The sequence below is a fragment of the Paucibacter soli genome (assembly GCF_037482845.1).
Classification (GTDB): domain Bacteria; phylum Pseudomonadota; class Gammaproteobacteria; order Burkholderiales; family Burkholderiaceae_C; genus Paucibacter_B; species Paucibacter_B soli.
In genome coordinates this window covers 128093-146924 of sequence record NZ_JBBHJW010000011.1, presented here as the reverse complement: position 1 = coordinate 146924, position 18832 = coordinate 128093, and the positions used below count along the sequence as shown (strand labels likewise).

Here is an 18832-nt window from a genome sequence, read left to right as displayed (position 1 = left end):
GCCGCCCCATGCCGTGTCGCCTGGCGCCTAGCGTTCCCGGCGCTTGGGCACGCTGGCCGGCACGCGCACGACGTCCGGATAACGGTTCAGGCCCTGGTCGAACTTGTAGGGGTCGGGCTGCAGATTGATCTCCACCTCCAGCTCGTAATCGCCCTCGGCCACGCCGGTGACGTCGATCCACTGGCCGGGCAGTTGCTTGTAGTACCAGTCGCCCCAGCCGCTGGTGATGCCCTGATAACCGCAGTGGAAACCGGCGCTCTTGTTGCCACTGTACTTGAACGAATCCTCGAAGCAGAAGCCCTGCTTGCGGCCGATGGTGGAGACATTGCCGTCGGACTTGTAGCGCAGCCGGTACTCAGAGAACCCGGCCATGTGATAGTGGCCATGGCAGGCGTCGAAGTAGAACGCGCCGGCATAGGGGTTGGCGGGGTCGCTGCGGTCGCCCACCACCAGATCGCCGTCGCCGGCGTTGACGATCACTACGTCGAACACCATCAGGCGGCGCCAGCCATAGCCGCCGACGGCACCTTCGAGCACCGCGCAACGGTCGCCCGCGTCGTTCGGGTCGAAGAAGCGGTCGACGACGTTGAGCTGGGATTTGAGCCTGATCGGATCGACCGTCAGGTCAGGCCTGCCGCCGTTGGGGTAGACGGCGATGTCGTAGCGGTTTTCCAGCGAATCGCGCGCCGCGTGCGCGGGCAACTGGGCCATGAGCAGGGCGCCCAGCGAGGCCAGGCAGAGCGCCAGGCGGCTGCAGGCGCGGCGGGCGCGTCTGGCGGTGGTCTCGACGATCATGGCAGGTCCTCCGACATTGGTGGCGCGCGCGGCGCGCCGTGCTCGCAGCCAATTGCCCATCGATCTGACCGGTTGGCTGCCCCACCGGCGCCCCAGTCTAGAGGCGCGGACAGCGCGCTCCTATCCCTTGGCCGTGGGCACCGCCGATGCCAGGGCCTGTTGACGCTACGCCGATGGGCCGCGAAGGCTCCCGCGGCGGGCCCAGCCAGGCGCAGCTTCGGAATCTGGACTGGCCTTGGCGGCCTATCGCGCGCATGCTGTCGATGCCTTTGTTCCAAGGAGGTCAACGATGGCAATCAAGCTCACAGGCATCGATGGCGGCAGCGTGGATCTCGCGCCGGAGACCCTGCAGTCCTTCAGGGCGGCGTTCAAGGGCCGGGTGCTGACTGCGGAAGACGCGGACTACGAAGACACGCGCAAGGTCTGGAACGCGATGATTGACCGGCGACCCGGCCTGCTGGCGCGCTGCACCGGCACGGTCGACGTGGTGCAGGCCGTGCGCTTCGCGCGTCAGCACGGGCTGCTCTGCTCGGTGCGCGGCGGTGGCCACAACATCGCCGGGCTGGCGGTGTGCGAGGGCGGCCTGATGATAGACATGTCGCTGCTGCGCGGCGTCTGGGTCGATCCGCTGCGCCGCACCGCGCTGGCCCAGGCCGGCTGCACCTTGGCGGACGTCGACCGCGAGACCCAGCTGCACGGGCTTGCGGCGGTGCTGGGCTTCGTCTCGGCGACCGGCATCGCCGGCCTGACCCTGGGCGGCGGCTTCGGCTACCTCACGCGCCGCCATGGCTGGACCTGCGACAACCTGGTCTCGATGGAGGTGGTGAGCGCCGATGGCCGCGTGCTGCGCGCCTCCGCCGACGAGCATGCCGACTTGTTCTGGGCCCTGCGCGGCGGCGGTGGCAACTTCGGCATCGTCACCTCCTTCGAATACCGGCTTCATCCGGTGGGTCCCGAGATCCTGGGCGGCGCGATCGCCTGGCATGGCGAGGACGCCGCGCAGGTGCTGGAGGCCTACCGCGGCTTCAGCGCCGCGGCGCCGCGCGAGCTGACCAGCGTGGCCGTGCTGCGCATCGCGCCGCCGGCGCCCTGGCTACCCAAGGAAGTGCACGGCAAGCCGATCGCCGCGATCTTCGTCTGCCATACGGGCAGGGTCGAAGACGGCGAAGCCCTGCTGGCGCCGCTGCGCGCGATCGGCCGGCCGATCGCCGACATCGTGACGCGCCGGCCCTATGTGCAGATGCAGAGCCTGCTCGATGCCACGCAACCCAAGGGCAGGCGCTACTACTGGAAGTCGCACTACCTGCCCGGTATCGATCGCCCGCTCATAGCCCTTGCCGTGGCGCACGCGGCCCGCATCGCGTCGCCGCATTCGGCCATCCTGCTGTTCCAGATCGAGGGCGCTTTGGGCGAACTGCCCGCCGGGCATTCGCCGGCCGGCAATCGCGACGCGGCCTATGTGCTGAACATCGCCGGCTCCTGGGATAAGCCCGAGCACGACAGCGTCAACATGCAGTGGGCGCGCGACTGCTTCGACGCCACGCGCGCCTTCTCGACCGGCGGCACCTACATCAACTTCCTGACCGAGGAGGAAGGCCACGACCGCGTGGAGGCGGCCTATGGCCGGGCTAACCTGGAGCGGCTCGCGGCGCTGAAGCAGGTCTACGACCCGGACAACTTCTTCCGCCATACCAAGAGTGTGATGACTGGGTGATCGGGCCGCCCACGCGCCCGATGGTGCGTTGCAGTCACCATGGGTCTGGACATGGTGCAGCACCTGCGCAGAGGCCGCCTGCTCGAACATCGAGCGAAACCAGCGCCGGCCGGGCCTGGTATTGGCCTGGAAGTCCAGCACCACCGATTGCCCGCGGCAGCGCAGCAGGTCCACGACCAGCGGGCCGACCACCGTCTTCAACTTTGCCGCGCAGCGGATGTAGTCGTCGAAGACCTTCATCTGATCGCGATACAAGCACATCAGCCAGACGTCCTCGGAGATCAGCATCGCCCCCTGTTGCTGGGCCAGGGCGCTGGCGACCGTGCTCTTGCCGGCGCCGGCCTTGCTGCAGAAGAAGTGGAGGGTGGGTGTCGGCAACACAGGGATGACTCCTTGCAGTCGCGCATTGCTTCGCAGTGTATCGTCCGCAACATCGCCAACAAGGACGAGCACTTGTGAGCCCATCGACCCCACCATCGACCCCGCCCTACCCAATCGGCACGCCCGGCACGCCCTGGGGCGCGGCCGAAAGGGCCGCCTGGCTGGCGCGTCAGAAGCCGCAGCGCAGCTATGCCGAGGAGGTGCTTGCGCCGCTAATGTCAAACCTGCCTGCACAGGCCGAGCTGTTCCAGTACGGCAGGCTCGACTATGGCCGCCTGGGCCTGGGCAGCTATGCGCTCCACGCGGTGCGCAGCCGCGCGTGGCAGCCCGAGCGCCCGGTGGTGCTGGTGACCGGCGGCGTGCATGGCTACGAGAGCAGCGGCGTGCATGGCGCGCTGCAATGGCTTGCGCAAGAGTTCGATCGTCATGCGGCGCGCAGCGTCAACCTGCTGCTGCTGCCCTGCATCAGCCCCTGGGCCTACGAAACCGTCAACCGCTGGAACCCCGACGCGATCGATCCGAACCGGCAGTTCAGGCCGGACAGCCCGGCCGCCGAGTCGGCGCTGGCGATGGCCTGCGTGGCGGCCGTCTGCACACAGGTCGGCGGCCGCGTCGATCTGCATGTCGACCTGCACGAGACCACCAACACCGACAACAGCGAGTTCGGACCCGCCAAGGCGGCACGCGATGGCGTGGCGTTCGACTGGCACGCCATCCCCGATGGCTTCTACCTGGTGGGAGACACCGAGCGGCCGGCGCCCGAGTTCCAGCGCGCGCTGATAGACGCGGTGCGCCGCGTGACCCATATCGCCGCGCCCGATGGATATGGCTGCATCATCGGCGAGCCGCTGCAGCAGCCCGGCGTGATCAACTACGCCCAGCGCGCGCTCGGCCTGTGCGGCGGCATGACCGACGCGCGCTTCGTCACTACCACCGAGGTCTACCCGGACAGCCCGACGGCCAGCCCCGCCGAATGCAACCAGGCCCAGATGGCAACGATCAGCGCGGCGATCGACTATCTGATCGCCGCCTGACCTGCCGCTCCGCGTCAGGCCATTGGTGAGACGCCGCTGGCCTTCGAGCCGCGGCTCCCAGCCCCCATGGGGATGAGGCGCTAGCGCGACATCCCCCTTGTGGGGGTATGTGCCTCACCCCAAGGCGGGATGGCATCGGGCCCAGGCTTCGCCGACAGTCTGGCCTGACACAGGAGCCCCCATGCAGTCCCACAGCAGCCAGCCCTCCGCACGCCTTGCGCCCAGCGTTCTTATTGATCGCTTTATCCAGACCTCGACGTTGCTGTTCAAGCGCCGCATGCCGGACGACGAACTCGACGCGCTGGGCGTCGAGTCGGCCATGCCCGGCCTGGAGGTCAGCGATGCCGACTGGGAGACCTGGGTGGGCGCGGCGGGCTCGCTCAGGTGAGCTCGAGAGTTAACAGGCCCTAGAAGCGATCCAGGTTCATGACCTTGGTCCAGGCCGCCGCGAAGTCGCGCACGAAGGCCGGCTGGGCGTCGCTGCTGGCGTAGACCTCGGCCAGCGCGCGCAGCTGCGAGTTCGAGCCGAACACCAGGTCCACCAGCGTGCCGGTCCACTTCGGCGCGCCGCTGGCGCGGTCGCGCCCCTCCAGTACGCCTATTTCTTCGCTGCCGGCCAGCTTCTGCCAGCGCGTGCCCATGTCGAGCAGGTTGACGAAGAAGTCGTTGCTCAAGACCCCCGGGCGCGCGGTGAACACGCCATGCGGGCTGCCGCCAACATTGGCACCGAGGACGCGCAGGCCGCCGATCAGCACCGTCATCTCGGGCGCGCTGAGGCCCAGCTGCTGCGCCTTGTCCAGCAGCAACTCGGCCGCCGCGCCCTCCAGCCCGGGATGTACATAGTTGCGGAAGCCATCGGCGCGCGGCTCCAGCACGGCGAAGGAGGCCACATCGGTCTGCGCCTGCGTGGCATCCATGCGGCCGGGGCTGAAGGGCAGTTCCAGCACCTGCCCGGCCCGCAGCGCCGCGGCCTCCACGGCCGCGCAGCCGCCCAGCACGATCAGGTCGGCCAGCGAGACTCGGACCTCGCTGCCGGCCCGGGCCTGGGCCTGGTTGAAGTCCTGCTGGATCGCCTCCAGCACCGGCAGCACCTTGGCCAGCTCGGCCGGTTGGTTGACGGCCCAATCCTTTTGCGGCGCGAGGCGGATGCGCGCGCCGTTGGCGCCGCCGCGCTTGTCGGAGCCGCGAAAGCTCGATGCCGAGGCCCAGGCGGTGCCAACCAGCTGCGCCGTGCTCAGGCCCGCGCCCAGCAGGCGCGCCTTTAGCGCCGCGATGTCCGGCGCGCCGATCAGTTCGTGGTCCAGCGCCGGTATCGGGTCCTGCCAGATCAGCTCCTCTTGCGGCACCAGCGGGCCGAGGTAGCGCGCACGCGGGCCCATGTCGCGGTGCGTCAGCTTGAACCAGGCGCGCGCGAAGGCGTCGGCAAAGGCCTGCGGGTCGGCATGGTAGCGGCGCGAGATTAGCTCGTAGGCGGGGTCGAAGCGCAGCGCGAGATCGGCCGTGGTCATCATCGGCGCATGCTTCTTGCTCGGGTCATGCGCGTCCGGGATCAGGTGCTCGGGCCGCACGTTCTGCGCCACCCATTGATGCGCACCGGCCGGGCTCTTGGTGAGCGCCCATTCGTAGCCGAACAGCATGTCGAAATAGCCCATGTCCCAGCGCGTCGGGTTGGGCTTCCAGGCGCCCTCGATGCCGCTGGTGGTGGTGTGTGCGCCCTTGCCTGAGCCGAAGCCGTTGTGCCAGCCCAGGCCCTGTTGCTCGATCGGCGCGCCCTCGGGTTCGGGGCCCACCAGCTTGGCGTCACCCGCACCATGGGCCTTGCCGAAGGTGTGGCCGCCGGCCACCAGGGCCACGGTCTCTGCGTCGTCCATGCCCATGCGCGCAAAGGTCTCGCGCACATCGCGGGCCGAGGCCAGCGGGTCGGGATGGCCCATGGGGCCCTCCGGGTTCACATAGATCAGGCCCATCTGCACGGCGGCCAGCGGGTTCTCGAGCTGGCGCTCGCCGCTGTAGCGCTGCTGCTCGCCCAGCCAGCTGCGCTCGGCGCCCCAGTGGATGTCTTCCTCGGGCGCCCAGATGTCGGCGCGGCCGCCGCCGAAGCCCAGGGTCTTGAAGCCCATGGACTCCAGCGCGACATTGCCGGCCAGAATCATCAGGTCGGCCCAGGAGAGCTTGCGGCCGTACTTCTGCTTGACCGGCCAGAGCAGGCGCCGCGCCTTGTCGAGGTTGCCGTTGTCGGGCCAGCTGTTGAGCGGCGCGAAGCGTTGGTTGCCGGTGCCGGCGCCGCCGCGCCCGTCACTGACGCGGTAGGTGCCCGCCGCATGCCAGGCCATGCGAATCATGAGGCCGCCGTAATGGCCCCAGTCGGCCGGCCACCAGTCCTGCGAGGCCGTCATCAGGGCGCGCAGGTCCGTGACCACGGCGTCGAGGTCCAGGCTCTGGAATTCCCTGGCGTAGTCGAAGTCCTCGCCCATCGGGCCGGCGCTGGGCGCATGCTGGTGCAGGATGCTCAGCTTGAGCTGCTGCGGCCACCAATCGGCGTTGGACGGGGCGCTGGCGACGGTGTGACGGCGCGCTGCGGATGCGAACGGGCATTGGGCTTGCTCTGACATGGGGGGCTCCTGTTTCGGTGCCGGCCAGTCTAGAAATGCGTCAGCACAGGGGCAAGGCAATTGCGGCTATGGCGGCCATAGCCATGACGAGTCGCCTTGCCCGCGGGCTTGCGGCAAGATGCTTCGCATGAAACTCATCAACATCGCCACCCGCATCGCACCGCTCTGCCTCGCCCTGGCGCTGGCAGCCCCCAGCCTGCCGGCATGGGCCCAGCTGCCCGTGCTGGCCAACCCCGATCACGCGGCCATGCTGGCCAGCGCCGATGCGCGCCTGGCCGCCAACAAGAAGCTGGTCTACGACTTCTGGCGCGAGGTGCTGGAGGCCGGCCATCTGGAGTTGGCGCTCAACTACCTGGCCGAGGGCTATGCGCAGCACAACCCCAATGTGCCCACGGGGCGCGAAGGCTTTGTGAAGTTCTTCGGGAAGTTTGCTGAGGCCAAGCCGATCCAGGGCAGCGTGGCGGCACCGCTGGTGGCCATCATGGCCGAGGGCGAGCTGGTGATGCTGAGCTTTGTGAGCGAGCGCCCCGACCCCAAGGACAAGACGCTCAAATACACCACCACCTGGTTCGATATGTTCCGCGTGCATGACGGGCGCATCACCGAGCATTGGGACTCGGCGCCCAAGCAATAAGCCGATTAGGTGGGCCGCTTCAGTGGCCAGTGGCAGCCGCCCGTAGCTGGCGCGCCAGCGCCAGGCTGTAGGCCCGCCAGCTCTGCAGCAGCGGCGGCACCGGCAGTGCCTTGGCATCGCCGTCCTCACCCCAGTTGCGCAGGGCCGCCTGCGCGGCCGCGAGTGCCTGGTCGACCTGGCCCAGGGCGTTCAGGGCCTGGGCCTGCTCGGTGAGGGCCATGGCTTGCAGCCAGCGGCGCGAGGCATTGTCATCGCCGCCGGCCGGGGCCTGCATCAGCGCGGCGGCTTCCTGGGCCATGGCGCCCGCGCGGGCCGCGTCGCTCGGCTGCCAGGCGCGCGCCGCCCACAGCAGGGCCTCGGCGCGCGGACGGCGCTGCGCGAAATCTGCCTCGGGCGCCGGGGCCGCGAGCCTTGGCAGCAGGGCCGCGGCGCCCTTGCGCGCGGCCGCCAGATCGTCGGCCATGACGCGCATCGCCAGCGCACTCGCGTCCAGCGCATCCAGCCGCCGCTGCCCGCCCTCGTTGCCCTTGTCCATGGCCACCGCTTCGCGCATCAGCCGCTGCGCGGCGCCAAGCAGGGCCTGGGCCTCGGCATGCTTGCCTTGCAGCGAGAGTGCGCGCGCCAGATGGCCGCGCGCCACCGCACGCTGGTAGCGGAAGTCCATGTCCTCGGGCATCTTGGCGGCCATCTGGTCGCGCAGCTCGATCTGGCGCTTGAACAGCGACTCGGCCCCGGCCCAGTCGGCCAGCATCAGCTTGCATTGGGCCTGCTCGCCGATGGTGAAGGCGATGGTGTCGGGCAGGTAGACGTTCAGTGGGTCGGCCTGCAGGGTAGCCTCGGCGGCGGCGCGTGCCTGGTCGGCGCTGGTACAGGCCTCCTGCCAGCGGCCCAGGCTGGCATGGCCGAGCTGGTTGCCCAGGATGCGCGCATGGATGCCGTGCACATTGACGGCGCTGGTGAGCGTGGAGGTGTCCTTGGGGTCGCGCTGCATGGCTGTTGCCAGCAGGGGCAGGCTCTCGCGCAACGCCTGGTCGGCCCGGGCCATCTGGCCCCGGCGCTGCCACACCTCGCCCTTGCTGGCATGCATGCTGATGACGCTGCCGAGGTCCACCAGGCTGGTGTCGGGCCGCTGCGCGTAGCGGCGCGCGAGGGCGATGGCCTTGTCGAGATTGGCCTCGGCGAGCGCATGCTGGCCGGTGTTGATGGACTGGTCCACGCCCTGCAGGCGGCTGATGCGGTAATAGGTGTCGGCGAGCTCGCGCGTCAGCGCCAGGTCGTCCTGTGCAGAGCGGCTGAGCTGGTCCAGGAACGTGGCGGCATCGGTGAGCAGGGCCTCGCGCACCTTGGTGGCGCCGGGCAGGGTCTCGATCTGGTCGTGGTACTTGAACACCAGTTGATTGGCGAGCTGGCGCACCTGGGTGAAGCGCTCCTGCGCGGCGCGCGCCTGCTGCCAGGCCAGGCCGGCAAAACCCAGCACCGCCGCCAGCGCCGCGCCGCCCAGCGCGCTGCCGATGCGGTGGCGCTGCACGAACTTCAGCGCCAGATAGGCGGGCGAGGGCGGGTGCGCGCTGACCGGGCGCCCGGCCAGAAAGCCGCGCACATCGTCGGCCAGGGCCTCGACGCTGGAGTAGCGCTGCGCGGGTTCCTTCTGCAGGGTCTTGAGCAGGATGTTGTCGAGGTCGCCGCGCAGGCGCCGGCGGCGCGCCAGCCAGTCGGGGTCGGGCACCAGGGCCGGCGAGAGCGCGCTGGGCCGCGTGGGCGCTTCGGCCAGCACGCTATGGGCCGCCTCGCGCGGCGTGCTGGCCTCGCGGCCATAGGGGCGCACGCCGGTCAGCATCACATACAGCAGCACCCCCAGCGAGTAGAGGTCGGTGGCGGTGCTGACGGGCTCGCCGCGCACCTGCTCGGGGCTGGCGTAATGCGGGGTGTAGGGGCGTTGCTCGCCGGCGAGGGTCTGGCCGGCGCCATCGCCATCGCCTTCCAGCGGATCGAGCGCCTTGGCGATGCCGAAGTCCAGCAGCTTCACCTGGCCCTCGGCATTCACCAGCACATTGCCGGGCTTGAGGTCGCGGTGCACCAGCAGATGGCGGTGCGCATAGGCCACCGCATCGGCGAGCTGCAGGAACAGCGCCAGCTGCGCCTCCAGCGCGAGGCCGGCGCAGGCGCGGTCGATGGGCTGGCCATGCACCAGCTCCATCACGAAATAGGGCAGGCCCTCGGGGCTGAGGCCGGCGTCCAGCAGGCGCGCGATATGCGGATGGTCTAGCCGCGCCAGCGCCTGCTGCTCCTGCGCAAAGCGGCGCAGCACGGCCGCCGAGTCCATGCCGCGCTTGAGCAGCTTGACGGCCGCCTCGCCCTGGTAGGCGCCATCGGCGCGGCTGGCGCGCCAGACCTCGCCCATGCCGCCGCTGCCCAGCTGCTCGCACAGTGCCCAGGCGCCCAGGCGCAGGCCCGGCTGGGCCGCTGCTGCGAGGGAAGGGGCGGGCGGCTGGACGGGCGTGGCCAGGAAGCCGGTGTCGGGCGTCATCGCGGTGCTGTGCGCCAGCAGCGAGAGCACCTCGGCCAGCACCTCGGGCTCGGCCTGTTGGCTGCGCAGCCAGGCCTCGCGCTGCGTGCTGGGCTGGGCCATGGCGGCCTCGAACAGGGCCTTGATATGGGGCCAGAGTTGGGCATTCATGGGCGCTATCTTGGGCAGCGGGGCGGGGCCTGGCTATGCGCATTTGCCCCCGCGCCGGCCGGCACGGGGGCATGACCTGACCCCTGTTTCTGGGTCAGCGCGGTGCTTTCGTGATCGCGATCAATTCCTGCGTGCTGATGACCGTGCCCACCGGCGCCGCCAGCGTCATGCTGGTCACGCTCTTGGGCAGCATGAAGGGCACGGCATTGCTGGTCCACAGCGTGGTGTTGGTGGGCACCGCGAAGCTGGATTGCAGCAGCGGCAGCATGGTGGCCAGCAGCGGGCTGGTCGAGGCCGGGCCCTGCACCTGGAAGTCCTTGAGCGCGAACTCGACGCGGAACTTGCAGGCGTTGGCAAAGCTGCCGGCCGCGGTGCTGACCGTCTCGTTGGCGTCGCGGTTCACCACGAACTCGTACTTCATGACGATGGCGGTGGCGCCGCCCAGCGGTGCGAAGGCATCGCTGACGCTCTTGCCGGTGATGGTGGCGGTGACATTGATCTTGCCGCTGCTGCCGCCCTGGATGCCGGCGTTGGTGAGGCGCTGCTGCCAGTCCGGCGGGTCGTAGCGGGTGATGGTGTCGTTGGCGCCAGCCGCGGGCGCATCCTGGCCCAGCGCCGCGCCGGTCACGGGGTCCAGATAGAAGTTGCCAACGCCCGCCTGCGCGGCCGTCACGCCCACCACGCTGACCGTGCCGACGGTGGCCGCCTGGCCCTTGTAGCTGCCGGCGCTGAAGTCGTACTTCACCGTGTAGGGCGTGGAGCCGGCCTGGTTGGAGCTCTGGCGGTAGCTCACCGAGTCGCCGGCCTTGGCCACCAGCGGGGTGCATTCGTTGCTGCCGGCGCCCGGGGCGGGCGCGGGTGCCGGTGCCGGTGCCGGTGCCGGTGCTGGTGCTGGTGCTGGTGCTGGTGCTGGTGCTGGTGCTGGTGCTGGTGCAGGCGCAGGCGCAGGTGCAGGTGCAGGTGCAGGTGCAGGTGCTGGCGCTGGCGCTGGCGCTGGCGCAGATGTCGGCGCCGACGTGGCTGGCGCTTCGGGGTCGCCGCCGCCGCAGGCGCTCAGGGCTGCGGCCCCGAGTAGCATGGCGATGCGCGCGGCGAGTTGATGTTGGGCGTAAGGACGTTGAGTCTTGGACATGGCGGGCTCCTGAAGCGAAGGGAACAAACGAGAACGTCGGACCTGTACGCTTACGCCGCGCCGCGCACGCAAAAAGCTCATCACCCTTGAAATAAACCCGAGCAAGCCACCAGTGAACCAGGGCAGCATCAGCACACCGGACCTGAACGAGTTGACGCTTTGGCTCAGCCAGCAGCAGGCGTTGACGCCCGAGCCTGGCCCCGAGCTGGGCAACCAGCTGTTCGCGGCGCTTTACGGCGAGCTGCGCCGCCTGGCGCGCGGCCATCTGCGGCGCGAGGACGCCGGCCATACGCTCAGCGCCACCGCGCTCTCGCACGAGGCCTGGTTCCGCATGGCCGAACAGGTGCGCACCCAGTGGCGCAACCGCAGCCACTTCCTCGCCGTGGCCTCGATGATGATGCGACGCATCTTGGTCAACCACGAGCTGGCGCGGCGCGCCGAGAAGCGCGATGCGCAGCTGGTGGCGGTCACGCTCTCGGGCATGGAGCAGCTGGCGCTGCCGCCCGACCGCGACGTGGTGGCGGTGCACGAGGCGCTGCTGGCGCTGGAGGCCTTCGACCCGCGCGCCGCCAAGGTGGTGGAGCTGCGCTTCTTCGGCGGGCTGGAGAACGAGGAGATCGCCGAGGTGCTGGCGCTCTCGCTGGCCACCGTCAAGCGCGACTGGTCACTGGCGCGCGCCTGGCTGCATCGCGAGCTCAGCGCAGGCTGAGGTCCAGGGCGGTGCCCGCAAACACCGCAAAGCCCAGCCAGTGGTTCTCGCGGAAGGCCTTGAAGCAGCCCTCGCGGCTGCGGCCCTTGATGAGCTGGTAATGCCAGAGCACCTGGGCCGCCGCGACGGCGATGCCCAGCAGGAATACCCGGCCCAGGCCCAGGCGCAGGCCCAACCAGGCCCAGCTCAGCAGGTAGACGGCATAAAAACCCATCACCGCGGCCACGTCCCAACGGCCCAGCGTCAGCGCCGAGGTCTTGATGCCGATCTTGATGTCGTCGTCGCGATCCACCATCGCGTACTCGGTGTCGTAGGCCAGCACCCAGAACAGATTGCCCAGCAGCAGGGCCCAGGCGCTCTTGGGCACGGCCGCGGCGATCGCGGCCAGGCTCCATTCGGTGCCGCCCAGCGCGGCCGAGAAGGCCATCGGGATGCCAAAGCTGAAGGCCACGCCCAGCACCGCCTGCGGCATGTTCACGACGCGCTTGGCATAGGGGTAGAGGCAGGCCACCGCCAGCGCCGCGCAGGATAGCAGGATGGTGGGCGCATTGGTGGTCAGCACCAGGCCGAAGGCCGCCAGGGCAAGACCTGCCCCCAGCAGCAGCGCCTCCTTCACCGACACCGCGCCGCTGGTGACGGGGCGCTGGGCGGTGCGCTTGACATGGCGGTCGATGTCGCGGTCGGCCACGTCGTTGATGCAGCAGCCGGCCGAGCGCATCAGCAGGGTGCCCAGCGAGAACACCAACAGCAGATGCCAGCCGGGCCAGCCGTCCGCGGCAATCCACAGCGCCGCCAGCGTGGGCCAGAGCAGCAGCCAGGTGCCGGCCGGGCGATCCCAGCGGATCAGGTTGAGGTAGAGCTGTAGGCGAGTGGGTGGCGAAACAGGCGCGGCGGAACTCATGCCGCCATTGTCACCGCGGTGCACGCCATGCCGGCTGTGTTGCCGGCGCCACCGTCACAGTTCGGCTTGGTGTGCGCTCAACTGTATTGGTGCTGTATTGCTTGAGGCATCAAACTGCAGGCATCCCCTAGCCTCTGTTTGCCACCATCATGGATCTGCCCACCCTGCTTGCCGTGGCCGCGTTTGCCACCGTCACCTCCATCACGCCCGGCCCCAACAACCTGATGCTGCTGGCCTCGGGCGTGAACCATGGCTTCAAGGCCAGCACGCCGCATATGCTGGGCATCAGCATCGGTTTCATGGTGCTGATGCTGGCCACCGGCCTGGGCCTGGGGGCCTTGCTGCAGCAGTGGCCGCGGCTCGCGCTGCTGCTCAAGACGCTGGGCATTGCCTATCTGCTGTGGCTGTCCTGGCGCTTGTGGTGTGCCGATGCGCCACGCGTCGCCGCCGCCGATGCGACGGCGCGCGCTACTGGTAGTTCACGCATGGGCTTCTGGGGCGCGGCGGCGTTTCAATGGGTCAACCCCAAGGCCTGGATGATGGCCATCGGTGCGGTGGCGGGTTTTGCCGCGCCGGGCGACGGCGCCGGCGCGGCGCTGCTGCTGGCGCTGGTCTGCGCCCTGGTCAACCTGCCCTGCATCGCGGTCTGGGCCTATGCCGGCGCCCGGCTGAGCCGCCAACTGGCCGAGCCGGCCAAGCGCCGCGCCTTCAACACCACCATGGCCCTGCTGCTGTTGGCGAGCATTTGGCCCATGGTCAAGGCTTGAGGCTGCGCCAGGGTGTATAACCCTGCGCCATCAAGAATCCGGAATCGAGCAAGAAACATGGGCGCACAGTGGAAGGCCAAACATAAAGACATCGCGGCCAATGCCAAGGGCCGCATGTTCACCAAGCTGTCCAAGGAAATCATGCTGGCGGCGCGCAATGGCGCCGACCCCGACATGAATGCGCGGCTGCGCATGGTGGTGGAACAGGCCAAGAAGGCCTCGATGCCGCGCGAGACGCTGGAGCGCGCCATCAAGAAGGGCGCCGGCCTGCTTGGCGACGCGGTGCATTACGAGCGCGTCACCTACGAGGGCTTTGCGCCGCACCGCGTGGCGGTGATCGTCGAATGCCTGACCGACAACGTGAATCGCACCGCGCCCGAGATGCGCGTGCTGTTCCGCAAGGGTCAGCTGGGCGTGAGCGGCTCGGTGAGCTGGGATTTCGACCATGTGGGCATCATCGAGGCCAGCCCCGCCCAGCCCGATGCCGACGCCGAGCTGGCCGCCATCGAGGCCGGCGCGCAGGACTTCGAGCTGCTGGAGGCCGATGAGGAGAGCGGGCAGGCCGGCGGCGCGCAGTTCTATACCGACGCGGCCGACCTCGACCTGGTCTGCCGCGCGCTGCCGGCCCAGGGCTTCAGCGTCAACGTCGCCAAGCTGGGCTACCGGCCCAAGAACCCGGTGACGCTGGGCGCCGCCGAGCTCGAAGAAGTGGAAGCCTTTCTCGCCGCCATCGACGCGAACGACGATGTGCAGGAGGTCTACGTGGCGCTGGCGGGCTGAAGCGATGCTTGCCGTTTGCGAACACCAGGGAGATCCCATGCCCATTGCTGCCCGCCGTTCCCTCGTCATCGCGCTGCCCGCGCTGCTGGGCATGCGGCCGGCGCTGGCCCAGGTCAAGGATCTGCACGACGCCATCAACAAGGCCGGCCGCCAGCGCATGCTGAGCCAGCGCTGTGCCAGCGCCTGGCTGGCGCTGGGGCAGGGGGTGCGCAGCGAGCAGGCCGAGAAGGTGCTGGCCGAATCGATGGCCCAGTTCGACCGTGCGCTGGTCGAGCTGCGCGCCTTCGCCGCCAGCGCCAGCGGCGCGCGCGCCGTCTATGCCGAGCTGGACGCGGGCTGGAGCGCCTACAAGCTCGCACTGGTCGGCCAGGCCCCTCGCAAGGCCGCCGCGGACGCGCTGCTGGCCTCCGGCGACAAGGTGCTGGCCCTGGCCCATCAGGGCACCGAACAGCTGGAGCAGCTCTCGGGCAGGCAGACGGTCGGCCGCCTGGTGAACCTGGCGGGTCGCCAGCGCATGCTCAGCCAGCGCATGGCGGCCAGCTACCTCGCCGCCAGCTGGGGCGTTGCCCATGCCGAGGCACAGGTGCGGGTGCTGGCCCAGGCCCAGCAGGAATTCCAGGCCGCACATGCCCAGCTCAAGGAGGCCACCGACAGCAACAACAACCCCGCCATCCGGCAGGGCCTGGAACTGGTGGAGCAGCAGTACGCCTTCTTCAGCGCCGCGCTGCGCGGCCTGCGCCCGGCTCAGGCCGATGCGCGCGCGCAGGCGGACGTGTTCACGGCCAGCGAGCGCATCCTGCAGGTGATGGACGGCGTGACGGGGCAGTACGCCAGGCTCTGAGCCGGCGCTGCCGCACCTACCTACTTACTTACTCGAACACCGGCCGGAAGAAGCTGCGCTCGTAGCTGATGATGCAACGCGTTTGCTCCGCATAGCGGAAGGCGGCCTGGCATGCCGGGTCGTCGAAGGATTTGTGGCGGTAGTCCTCGTAGGCCGCAAGCGAGGCGAAAGAGAACGAGGCCAGCGCGATATTGCTGGCACCCTCCGAGGGCAGCAGGTAACCGTGGTGTATGCCGCCAAACTTGCGCACGAGCGGAATCCAGAGCTTGCCGTAATGCTCAAACTCCTTGACCTTGCTTGGATCGATGACGTAGCGGAGATGGCAGGTGATCATGGGATGGGTACTAACGCGTTATTTCACGATGGCATCGAATGCCAGGCCGAGGCGCTCCGTGTCGGCGCCGCCTCGCCCGGCCTCGATGAGGTCGCAGCCACCGACCAGTCCTCTTGACGAGCTTAGGCCTCAGCGATTGCGGCAATGGAAACCTTCAGACCTGGGATGCGGGCAGGGAGCTTTGCCGCTTGGCGAGCCGGAGGATTGGACGGAAACCACTTGATGTATTCCTCGTTCATTCCGGCAAAGTCATCCTCGTCTGCCAGCACGATAGTGACACTGACGATGCTCTCGATAGAGCTGCCTGCGGCCTCAAGAATGGCGGCGATATTGGTGAGGCATTGCCTGGTTTGCTCCTGAACCGTTGAGCCGACGATGGCGCCGGTGACGGGATCGTGTGGAGCAGTGCCGGAGACGAAGACCAGACCAGCGGCCCTTACCGCCTGGCTGTACAGAGGCGGCGGCTTGGCGGCCTTGCTGGTGAACACGATGTTACGAGGCATCATGGCTCCCTTCATGCTGTCAGGCATACCTTACCAGACGGCCGCCGGCTGGCGAACCGCGTCTGGGCCCGCATGCCATGACCCATGCCACAAGGCCGCCTATAGAGTGGCGGTCTGCTCTGTGTTCAGGTCATCGTCCGTTGCCATGCGCAATGGCAATTAGCCGGCGCCCGCGCGACGTATGTCTGCTGCCGGCGAGTCCCTCATGACGTTTGCCGCCAGCGCCAGGTTTGTCATCCACGCGAGAAGCGCTGCCTGTAGTGTCCATGCAGTCAGCCGGTACCAGTTGAACGCAATCTTGGCGTGGATTGCATCGGCGCTGAAGCCGTGTTCCAGAAGTTGTTGGTTGTACGGGGCCTCCAGTGCCTGTGACGCAATGAACCCGATGAGCGCAAGTGCTGCCGCGGACCACGGTGCCCACGCGGGAATGGCCCGGGGGTGGTGCACGATTAGCAGGGCGGCAAACACCCAGCTCAAGGAGAGGGCAACAATCACTGGGAAAGCGATCGCGATAGTGACCGAGGTACGAAGGAGCGGAACACGATGCGCGCCAAGAACGCCGCCACGGGAACACCCACCATCAGCACGGCAAGCGGCCATCCGGGCTTACCTCGGGATCTTGCATCCGCCATCGACCAGCGAAGAACAGCGTAGAGGAAAGTAAGCAGGAAACTGCTGAATGCCGCAGTGACGATCATCGAGTACACGTTCACGCTGGACCTCGCTCTCGGCAACGCACGCAAGTGGGAATGCTCGGCTGGGCAGTCGGCCTGACGGTCGGGTTTGTCCGCCGCCGCGCGGTGTTTGGCAAGCGGCCCAAAGCAGCCGGCAGCTGATGAGCCCGTTGAACTGTACCGGCATGTGCGCCGCGCCACACCGACTATCGTCAGCGCCCATGCGGCGTCAGGTCGGGCAGCGGGGCGCGGTCGCGTACATAGCGGTCCAGCCAGTCGCGCGCGGCGAGCTTGTAGCCGTCGGGGCGTTCGCGGGAGGGCGAAGCGTCAGCGCAGATGGTCGGTCGCCGCAGTAGTTTTCAACAGACTGCTGCTACGCCGCCCCGCGCCCCTGCTGGCTGGCGAAATACACCACCTTGCGCGCGCGCTGCACCTCGCCCAGGGGCCGGTGCGCGGCCAAGGCCTGCCAGGGGTCGAAGGCGCCGGCCTCGACCTGCTGTGCCAGCGCCTGGCCGGCCGCGGAGCCGCTGTCCTGCTGCGGCAGCAGCAGGCGCGCCACGGTGGTGTAGGGCGTGTCCCAGTTCACCGAGGCGTCCTCGATCGGCGTGTGGTGTTCGTTCACAAAGGGCTGCAGCTGCAGCTCCCAGGCCAGGGCCTGCCGGGCCAGGCGGGCAGAAAAGTCGGCACCCCAGTTGGTTTTCGCGCCCGGCGTGGCACTGCCGTTGGACGCGGCCGGCACCAGGCGCACGCGCACTGCATAGGGGCCGCAGGCGATCGGCAGCACGCTGTGCAGGGGCTCGGTGGCAAAGCCGCCGAAGGGCCGGCCCACGGTCTTGAGCATGCCGGCCAACCGCGCCATGCCGCCCAGCGGGCCGTAGCGCTTGAAGAGGTGCTTGAGCAGCGCGCCGCCGCCATCGGCGGCCGCCTGCACAAAGGCCACGAACTCGTCGCTCCTGGGGAAGGCGAACTTCTCCTGGTTGATGAGCAAGAAATCCTGGCTCTTGGCTGGGCCCTTGCCCAGCGCGGCCTCGCCCTGCACGCCCAGCACCTTGATGGCGAGGCCGCGGATGTCGGGAGTCTTGTCGGGCGCGTGGTCGAGGCCGCCGTTGGACAGGCGCAGCCAGACCTCATAACTCCCAGGTGTAGCGAACAGACCCTGGCGTGCGAACTCGGGCAGGTCGCCCAGCACCTCCAGCGTGCCGCGGGCGGCCGTCAGCTGCTTGCGGTGCAGGGTGCGGCCCACGCCATATTTGCGCGACTTGCGCGCCTGGATGGCGCGGAAGATCTCCACATAGGCGTCGAAGCGCTGGGCCTCGTCGGCGGTGATCTGTTCCTTCCAGGCGGTGCTGGGGGCTAGCGTATGAGGCATGGCGGCGGCGGTAGCTGGCGAACGCAAACGCGCCGATGCTACGCCTATAGCGCCTGTTTACGGTACTGGCTGGGCGTGATGCCGAGCGCGCGCTTCAGGCTGTGGCTCAGGTGGCTGGGGCTGGCATAGCCGCAATGCAGTGCCAGCTCGGCCATGGTGAGCCGGCCGGCGCGCAGCAGGGCCTGGGCGCGCTGCAGGCGCTGCTGGGCGATCCATTGCTGCACCGAACAGCCCATGGAGACGCGGAACATGCGCGCGAAATGGAACTCCGAGAGATGCACCAGGGCCGCCAGCCGGCCCAGGCTCAGCGCCTCGGCCGGGCCGGCGAGATGTGCCTCCACATGGGCCAGCACCAGGCGCCGCGCCGCGCCCGAGAGCCCACCCCTGGGGCGCAGCGCCGCGCCTCGTTGCGCCGGCGTGGCGGCCTGCAGCAGCAAGCGGTCCAGCGCGGCATGGCTGAGCGCCTGGGCCTGCAGGCGCTGCTGCGGCTCGGACCAGTCCAAGGCGGCCACCTGTTGGGCCCAGCCGGTCAGGGCCGGGTCCTGATCAAAGATGCGCGTCTGCAGGCTGAGCGCGCGCGGCTCGGCGTCCAGCAGCCGCACCACGCGCTCGGCCCAGGCGGTGCCGCTCCAGTACAGATGCACAAAGCGCTGCGGGCTGCCGATCAGCCATTGCGACTCATGCTCGGCCGGCAGCAGGCAATGGCAACCGGGCGATCCATGCGCGCCCGGCCGGCCCAGCAGCTCGGTCTGCCAGCCACCTTCCAGATAGACCGAGAGCGTGTGATGGCCGGGCTGCAGATAGGCGGTGCGGTCGTGTGCATTGCTCCATTGCACCAGTTCCAGGCCGTCGCCCAGCGCGCCGCGGCGCTCGGCGCGGGCGCGCGAGCGGCTCAGCACCTGGTCGACGCGTTCGGGCAAAAAATGCGGCTGCGGCATGGTGTGCCGATGCTAACCAGGGTCGGCGGGCCCTGCC

At 69.0% G+C, this 18832-nt stretch carries 19 protein-coding genes and 1 pseudogene; 9 read left to right on the top strand and 11 right to left on the bottom strand.

Annotated elements, in window-relative coordinates; translation table 11 throughout:
* Positions 1-27: 27 nt before the first annotated feature.
* Positions 28-795 (bottom strand): lysyl oxidase family protein, encoded by a 768-nt coding sequence (locus tag WG898_RS21470; protein WP_339604825.1) that lies wholly within the window; start codon positions 793-795, stop codon positions 28-30.
* A gap of 289 nt (positions 796-1084) precedes the next feature.
* Between WG898_RS21470 and WG898_RS21465 the strand changes: the two genes are divergently transcribed.
* Positions 1085-2509, top strand: a complete 1425-nt coding sequence (locus WG898_RS21465) for an FAD-binding oxidoreductase (protein WP_339604824.1) — start codon at positions 1085-1087, stop codon at positions 2507-2509.
* Between the two features lie 102 nt (positions 2510-2611).
* Here WG898_RS21465 and WG898_RS25330 read toward each other — a convergent pair.
* Positions 2612-2974, bottom strand: a pseudogene (locus tag WG898_RS25330) (P-loop nucleotide/nucleoside kinase family protein); the annotation flags it as partial.
* Between WG898_RS25330 and WG898_RS21455 the strand changes: the two are divergent.
* Together WG898_RS21455 and WG898_RS21450 are read left to right on the top strand one after the other, a co-directional pair.
* On the top strand, positions 2965-3924 hold the full coding sequence (locus tag WG898_RS21455; protein WP_339604822.1) for a M14 family metallopeptidase: 960 nt from the start codon (positions 2965-2967) through the stop codon (positions 3922-3924). The pseudogene WG898_RS25330 and the gene WG898_RS21455 sit on opposite strands and share 10 nt — an antisense overlap.
* A gap of 181 nt (positions 3925-4105) precedes the next feature.
* Entirely contained in the window at positions 4106-4312 is a 207-nt protein-coding gene (locus WG898_RS21450; RefSeq protein ID WP_339604821.1) for a hypothetical protein, read from the top strand.
* Positions 4313-4331: 19 nt separating this feature from the next.
* On the opposite strand, the gene katG is transcribed toward WG898_RS21450, so the two are convergent.
* Positions 4332-6536 carry a catalase/peroxidase HPI gene (katG, locus tag WG898_RS21445; RefSeq protein WP_339604820.1) on the bottom strand — a complete coding sequence of 735 codons (2205 nt, stop codon included), beginning with the start codon at positions 6534-6536 and terminating at the stop codon, positions 4332-4334.
* A 127-nt stretch (positions 6537-6663) separates the two neighbouring features.
* On the opposite strand from katG, the gene WG898_RS21440 reads away from it, so the two are divergent.
* Positions 6664-7170, top strand: a complete 507-nt coding sequence (locus tag WG898_RS21440; protein WP_339604819.1) for a nuclear transport factor 2 family protein — start codon at positions 6664-6666, stop codon at positions 7168-7170.
* 19 nt (positions 7171-7189) lie between these two features.
* On the opposite strand, the gene WG898_RS21435 is transcribed toward WG898_RS21440, so the two are convergent.
* Together WG898_RS21435 and WG898_RS21430 are read right to left on the bottom strand one after the other, a co-directional pair.
* Positions 7190-9847, bottom strand: coding sequence for a serine/threonine-protein kinase (locus WG898_RS21435; protein WP_339604818.1), 2658 nt, complete (start codon positions 9845-9847; stop codon positions 7190-7192).
* 94 nt (positions 9848-9941) lie between these two features.
* Entirely contained in the window at positions 9942-10661 is a 720-nt protein-coding gene (locus WG898_RS21430; RefSeq protein WP_339604817.1) for a hypothetical protein, read from the bottom strand.
* Positions 10662-10729: 68 nt separating this feature from the next.
* Between WG898_RS21430 and WG898_RS21425 the strand changes: the two genes are divergently transcribed.
* Both WG898_RS21425 and WG898_RS21420 read left to right on the top strand, forming a co-directional pair.
* Positions 10730-11074, top strand: a complete 345-nt coding sequence (locus WG898_RS21425; protein WP_339604816.1) for a hypothetical protein — start codon at positions 10730-10732, stop codon at positions 11072-11074.
* 17 nt (positions 11075-11091) lie between these two features.
* Positions 11092-11688 (top strand): ECF-type sigma factor, encoded by a 597-nt coding sequence (locus WG898_RS21420; RefSeq protein ID WP_339604815.1) that lies wholly within the window; start codon positions 11092-11094, stop codon positions 11686-11688.
* On the opposite strand, the gene ubiA is transcribed toward WG898_RS21420, so the two are convergent.
* The gene (gene ubiA / locus WG898_RS21415) at positions 11675-12589 is read right to left on the bottom strand and encodes a 4-hydroxybenzoate octaprenyltransferase (RefSeq protein ID WP_339604814.1); all 915 of its coding nucleotides are present in this window, start codon (positions 12587-12589) and stop codon (positions 11675-11677) included. The genes WG898_RS21420 and ubiA overlap by 14 nt on opposite strands.
* A 149-nt stretch (positions 12590-12738) precedes the next feature.
* Here ubiA and WG898_RS21410 point away from each other — a divergent pair, with 149 nt between their 5' ends.
* From WG898_RS21410 to WG898_RS21400, 3 genes are read left to right on the top strand one after another with little or no spacing between them, the layout of a single operon-like run.
* Positions 12739-13356 carry a LysE family translocator gene (locus tag WG898_RS21410; protein WP_339604813.1) on the top strand — a complete coding sequence of 206 codons (618 nt, stop codon included), beginning with the start codon at positions 12739-12741 and terminating at the stop codon, positions 13354-13356.
* Positions 13357-13413: 57 nt separating this feature from the next.
* Positions 13414-14136: a YebC/PmpR family DNA-binding transcriptional regulator gene (locus tag WG898_RS21405; RefSeq protein WP_339604812.1), complete on the top strand. Its 723-nt coding sequence runs from the start codon at positions 13414-13416 to the stop codon at positions 14134-14136.
* A 37-nt stretch (positions 14137-14173) separates the two neighbouring features.
* Complete coding sequence (locus WG898_RS21400) at positions 14174-14977, top strand: type IV pili methyl-accepting chemotaxis transducer N-terminal domain-containing protein (protein ID WP_339604811.1); 804 nt, start codon at positions 14174-14176, stop codon at positions 14975-14977.
* A 28-nt stretch (positions 14978-15005) separates the two neighbouring features.
* Here WG898_RS21400 and WG898_RS21395 read toward each other — a convergent pair whose 3' ends face one another.
* From WG898_RS21395 to WG898_RS21375, 5 genes are all read right to left on the bottom strand, one after another.
* Positions 15006-15311 carry an NIPSNAP family protein gene (locus tag WG898_RS21395; RefSeq protein ID WP_339604810.1) on the bottom strand — a complete coding sequence of 102 codons (306 nt, stop codon included), beginning with the start codon at positions 15309-15311 and terminating at the stop codon, positions 15006-15008.
* A 122-nt stretch (positions 15312-15433) separates the two neighbouring features.
* Positions 15434-15817: a RidA family protein gene (locus WG898_RS21390; RefSeq protein WP_339604809.1), complete on the bottom strand. Its 384-nt coding sequence runs from the start codon at positions 15815-15817 to the stop codon at positions 15434-15436.
* A gap of 156 nt (positions 15818-15973) precedes the next feature.
* Positions 15974-16282 carry a hypothetical protein gene (locus WG898_RS21385; protein WP_339604808.1) on the bottom strand — a complete coding sequence of 103 codons (309 nt, stop codon included), beginning with the start codon at positions 16280-16282 and terminating at the stop codon, positions 15974-15976.
* Between the two features lie 579 nt (positions 16283-16861).
* Positions 16862-17857, bottom strand: a complete 996-nt coding sequence (locus WG898_RS21380) for a catalase family protein (protein WP_339604807.1) — start codon at positions 17855-17857, stop codon at positions 16862-16864.
* Positions 17858-17901: 44 nt separating this feature from the next.
* Positions 17902-18795, bottom strand: a complete 894-nt coding sequence (locus WG898_RS21375) for a helix-turn-helix domain-containing protein (RefSeq protein ID WP_339604806.1) — start codon at positions 18793-18795, stop codon at positions 17902-17904.
* Between the last annotated feature and the right edge of the window lie 37 nt (positions 18796-18832).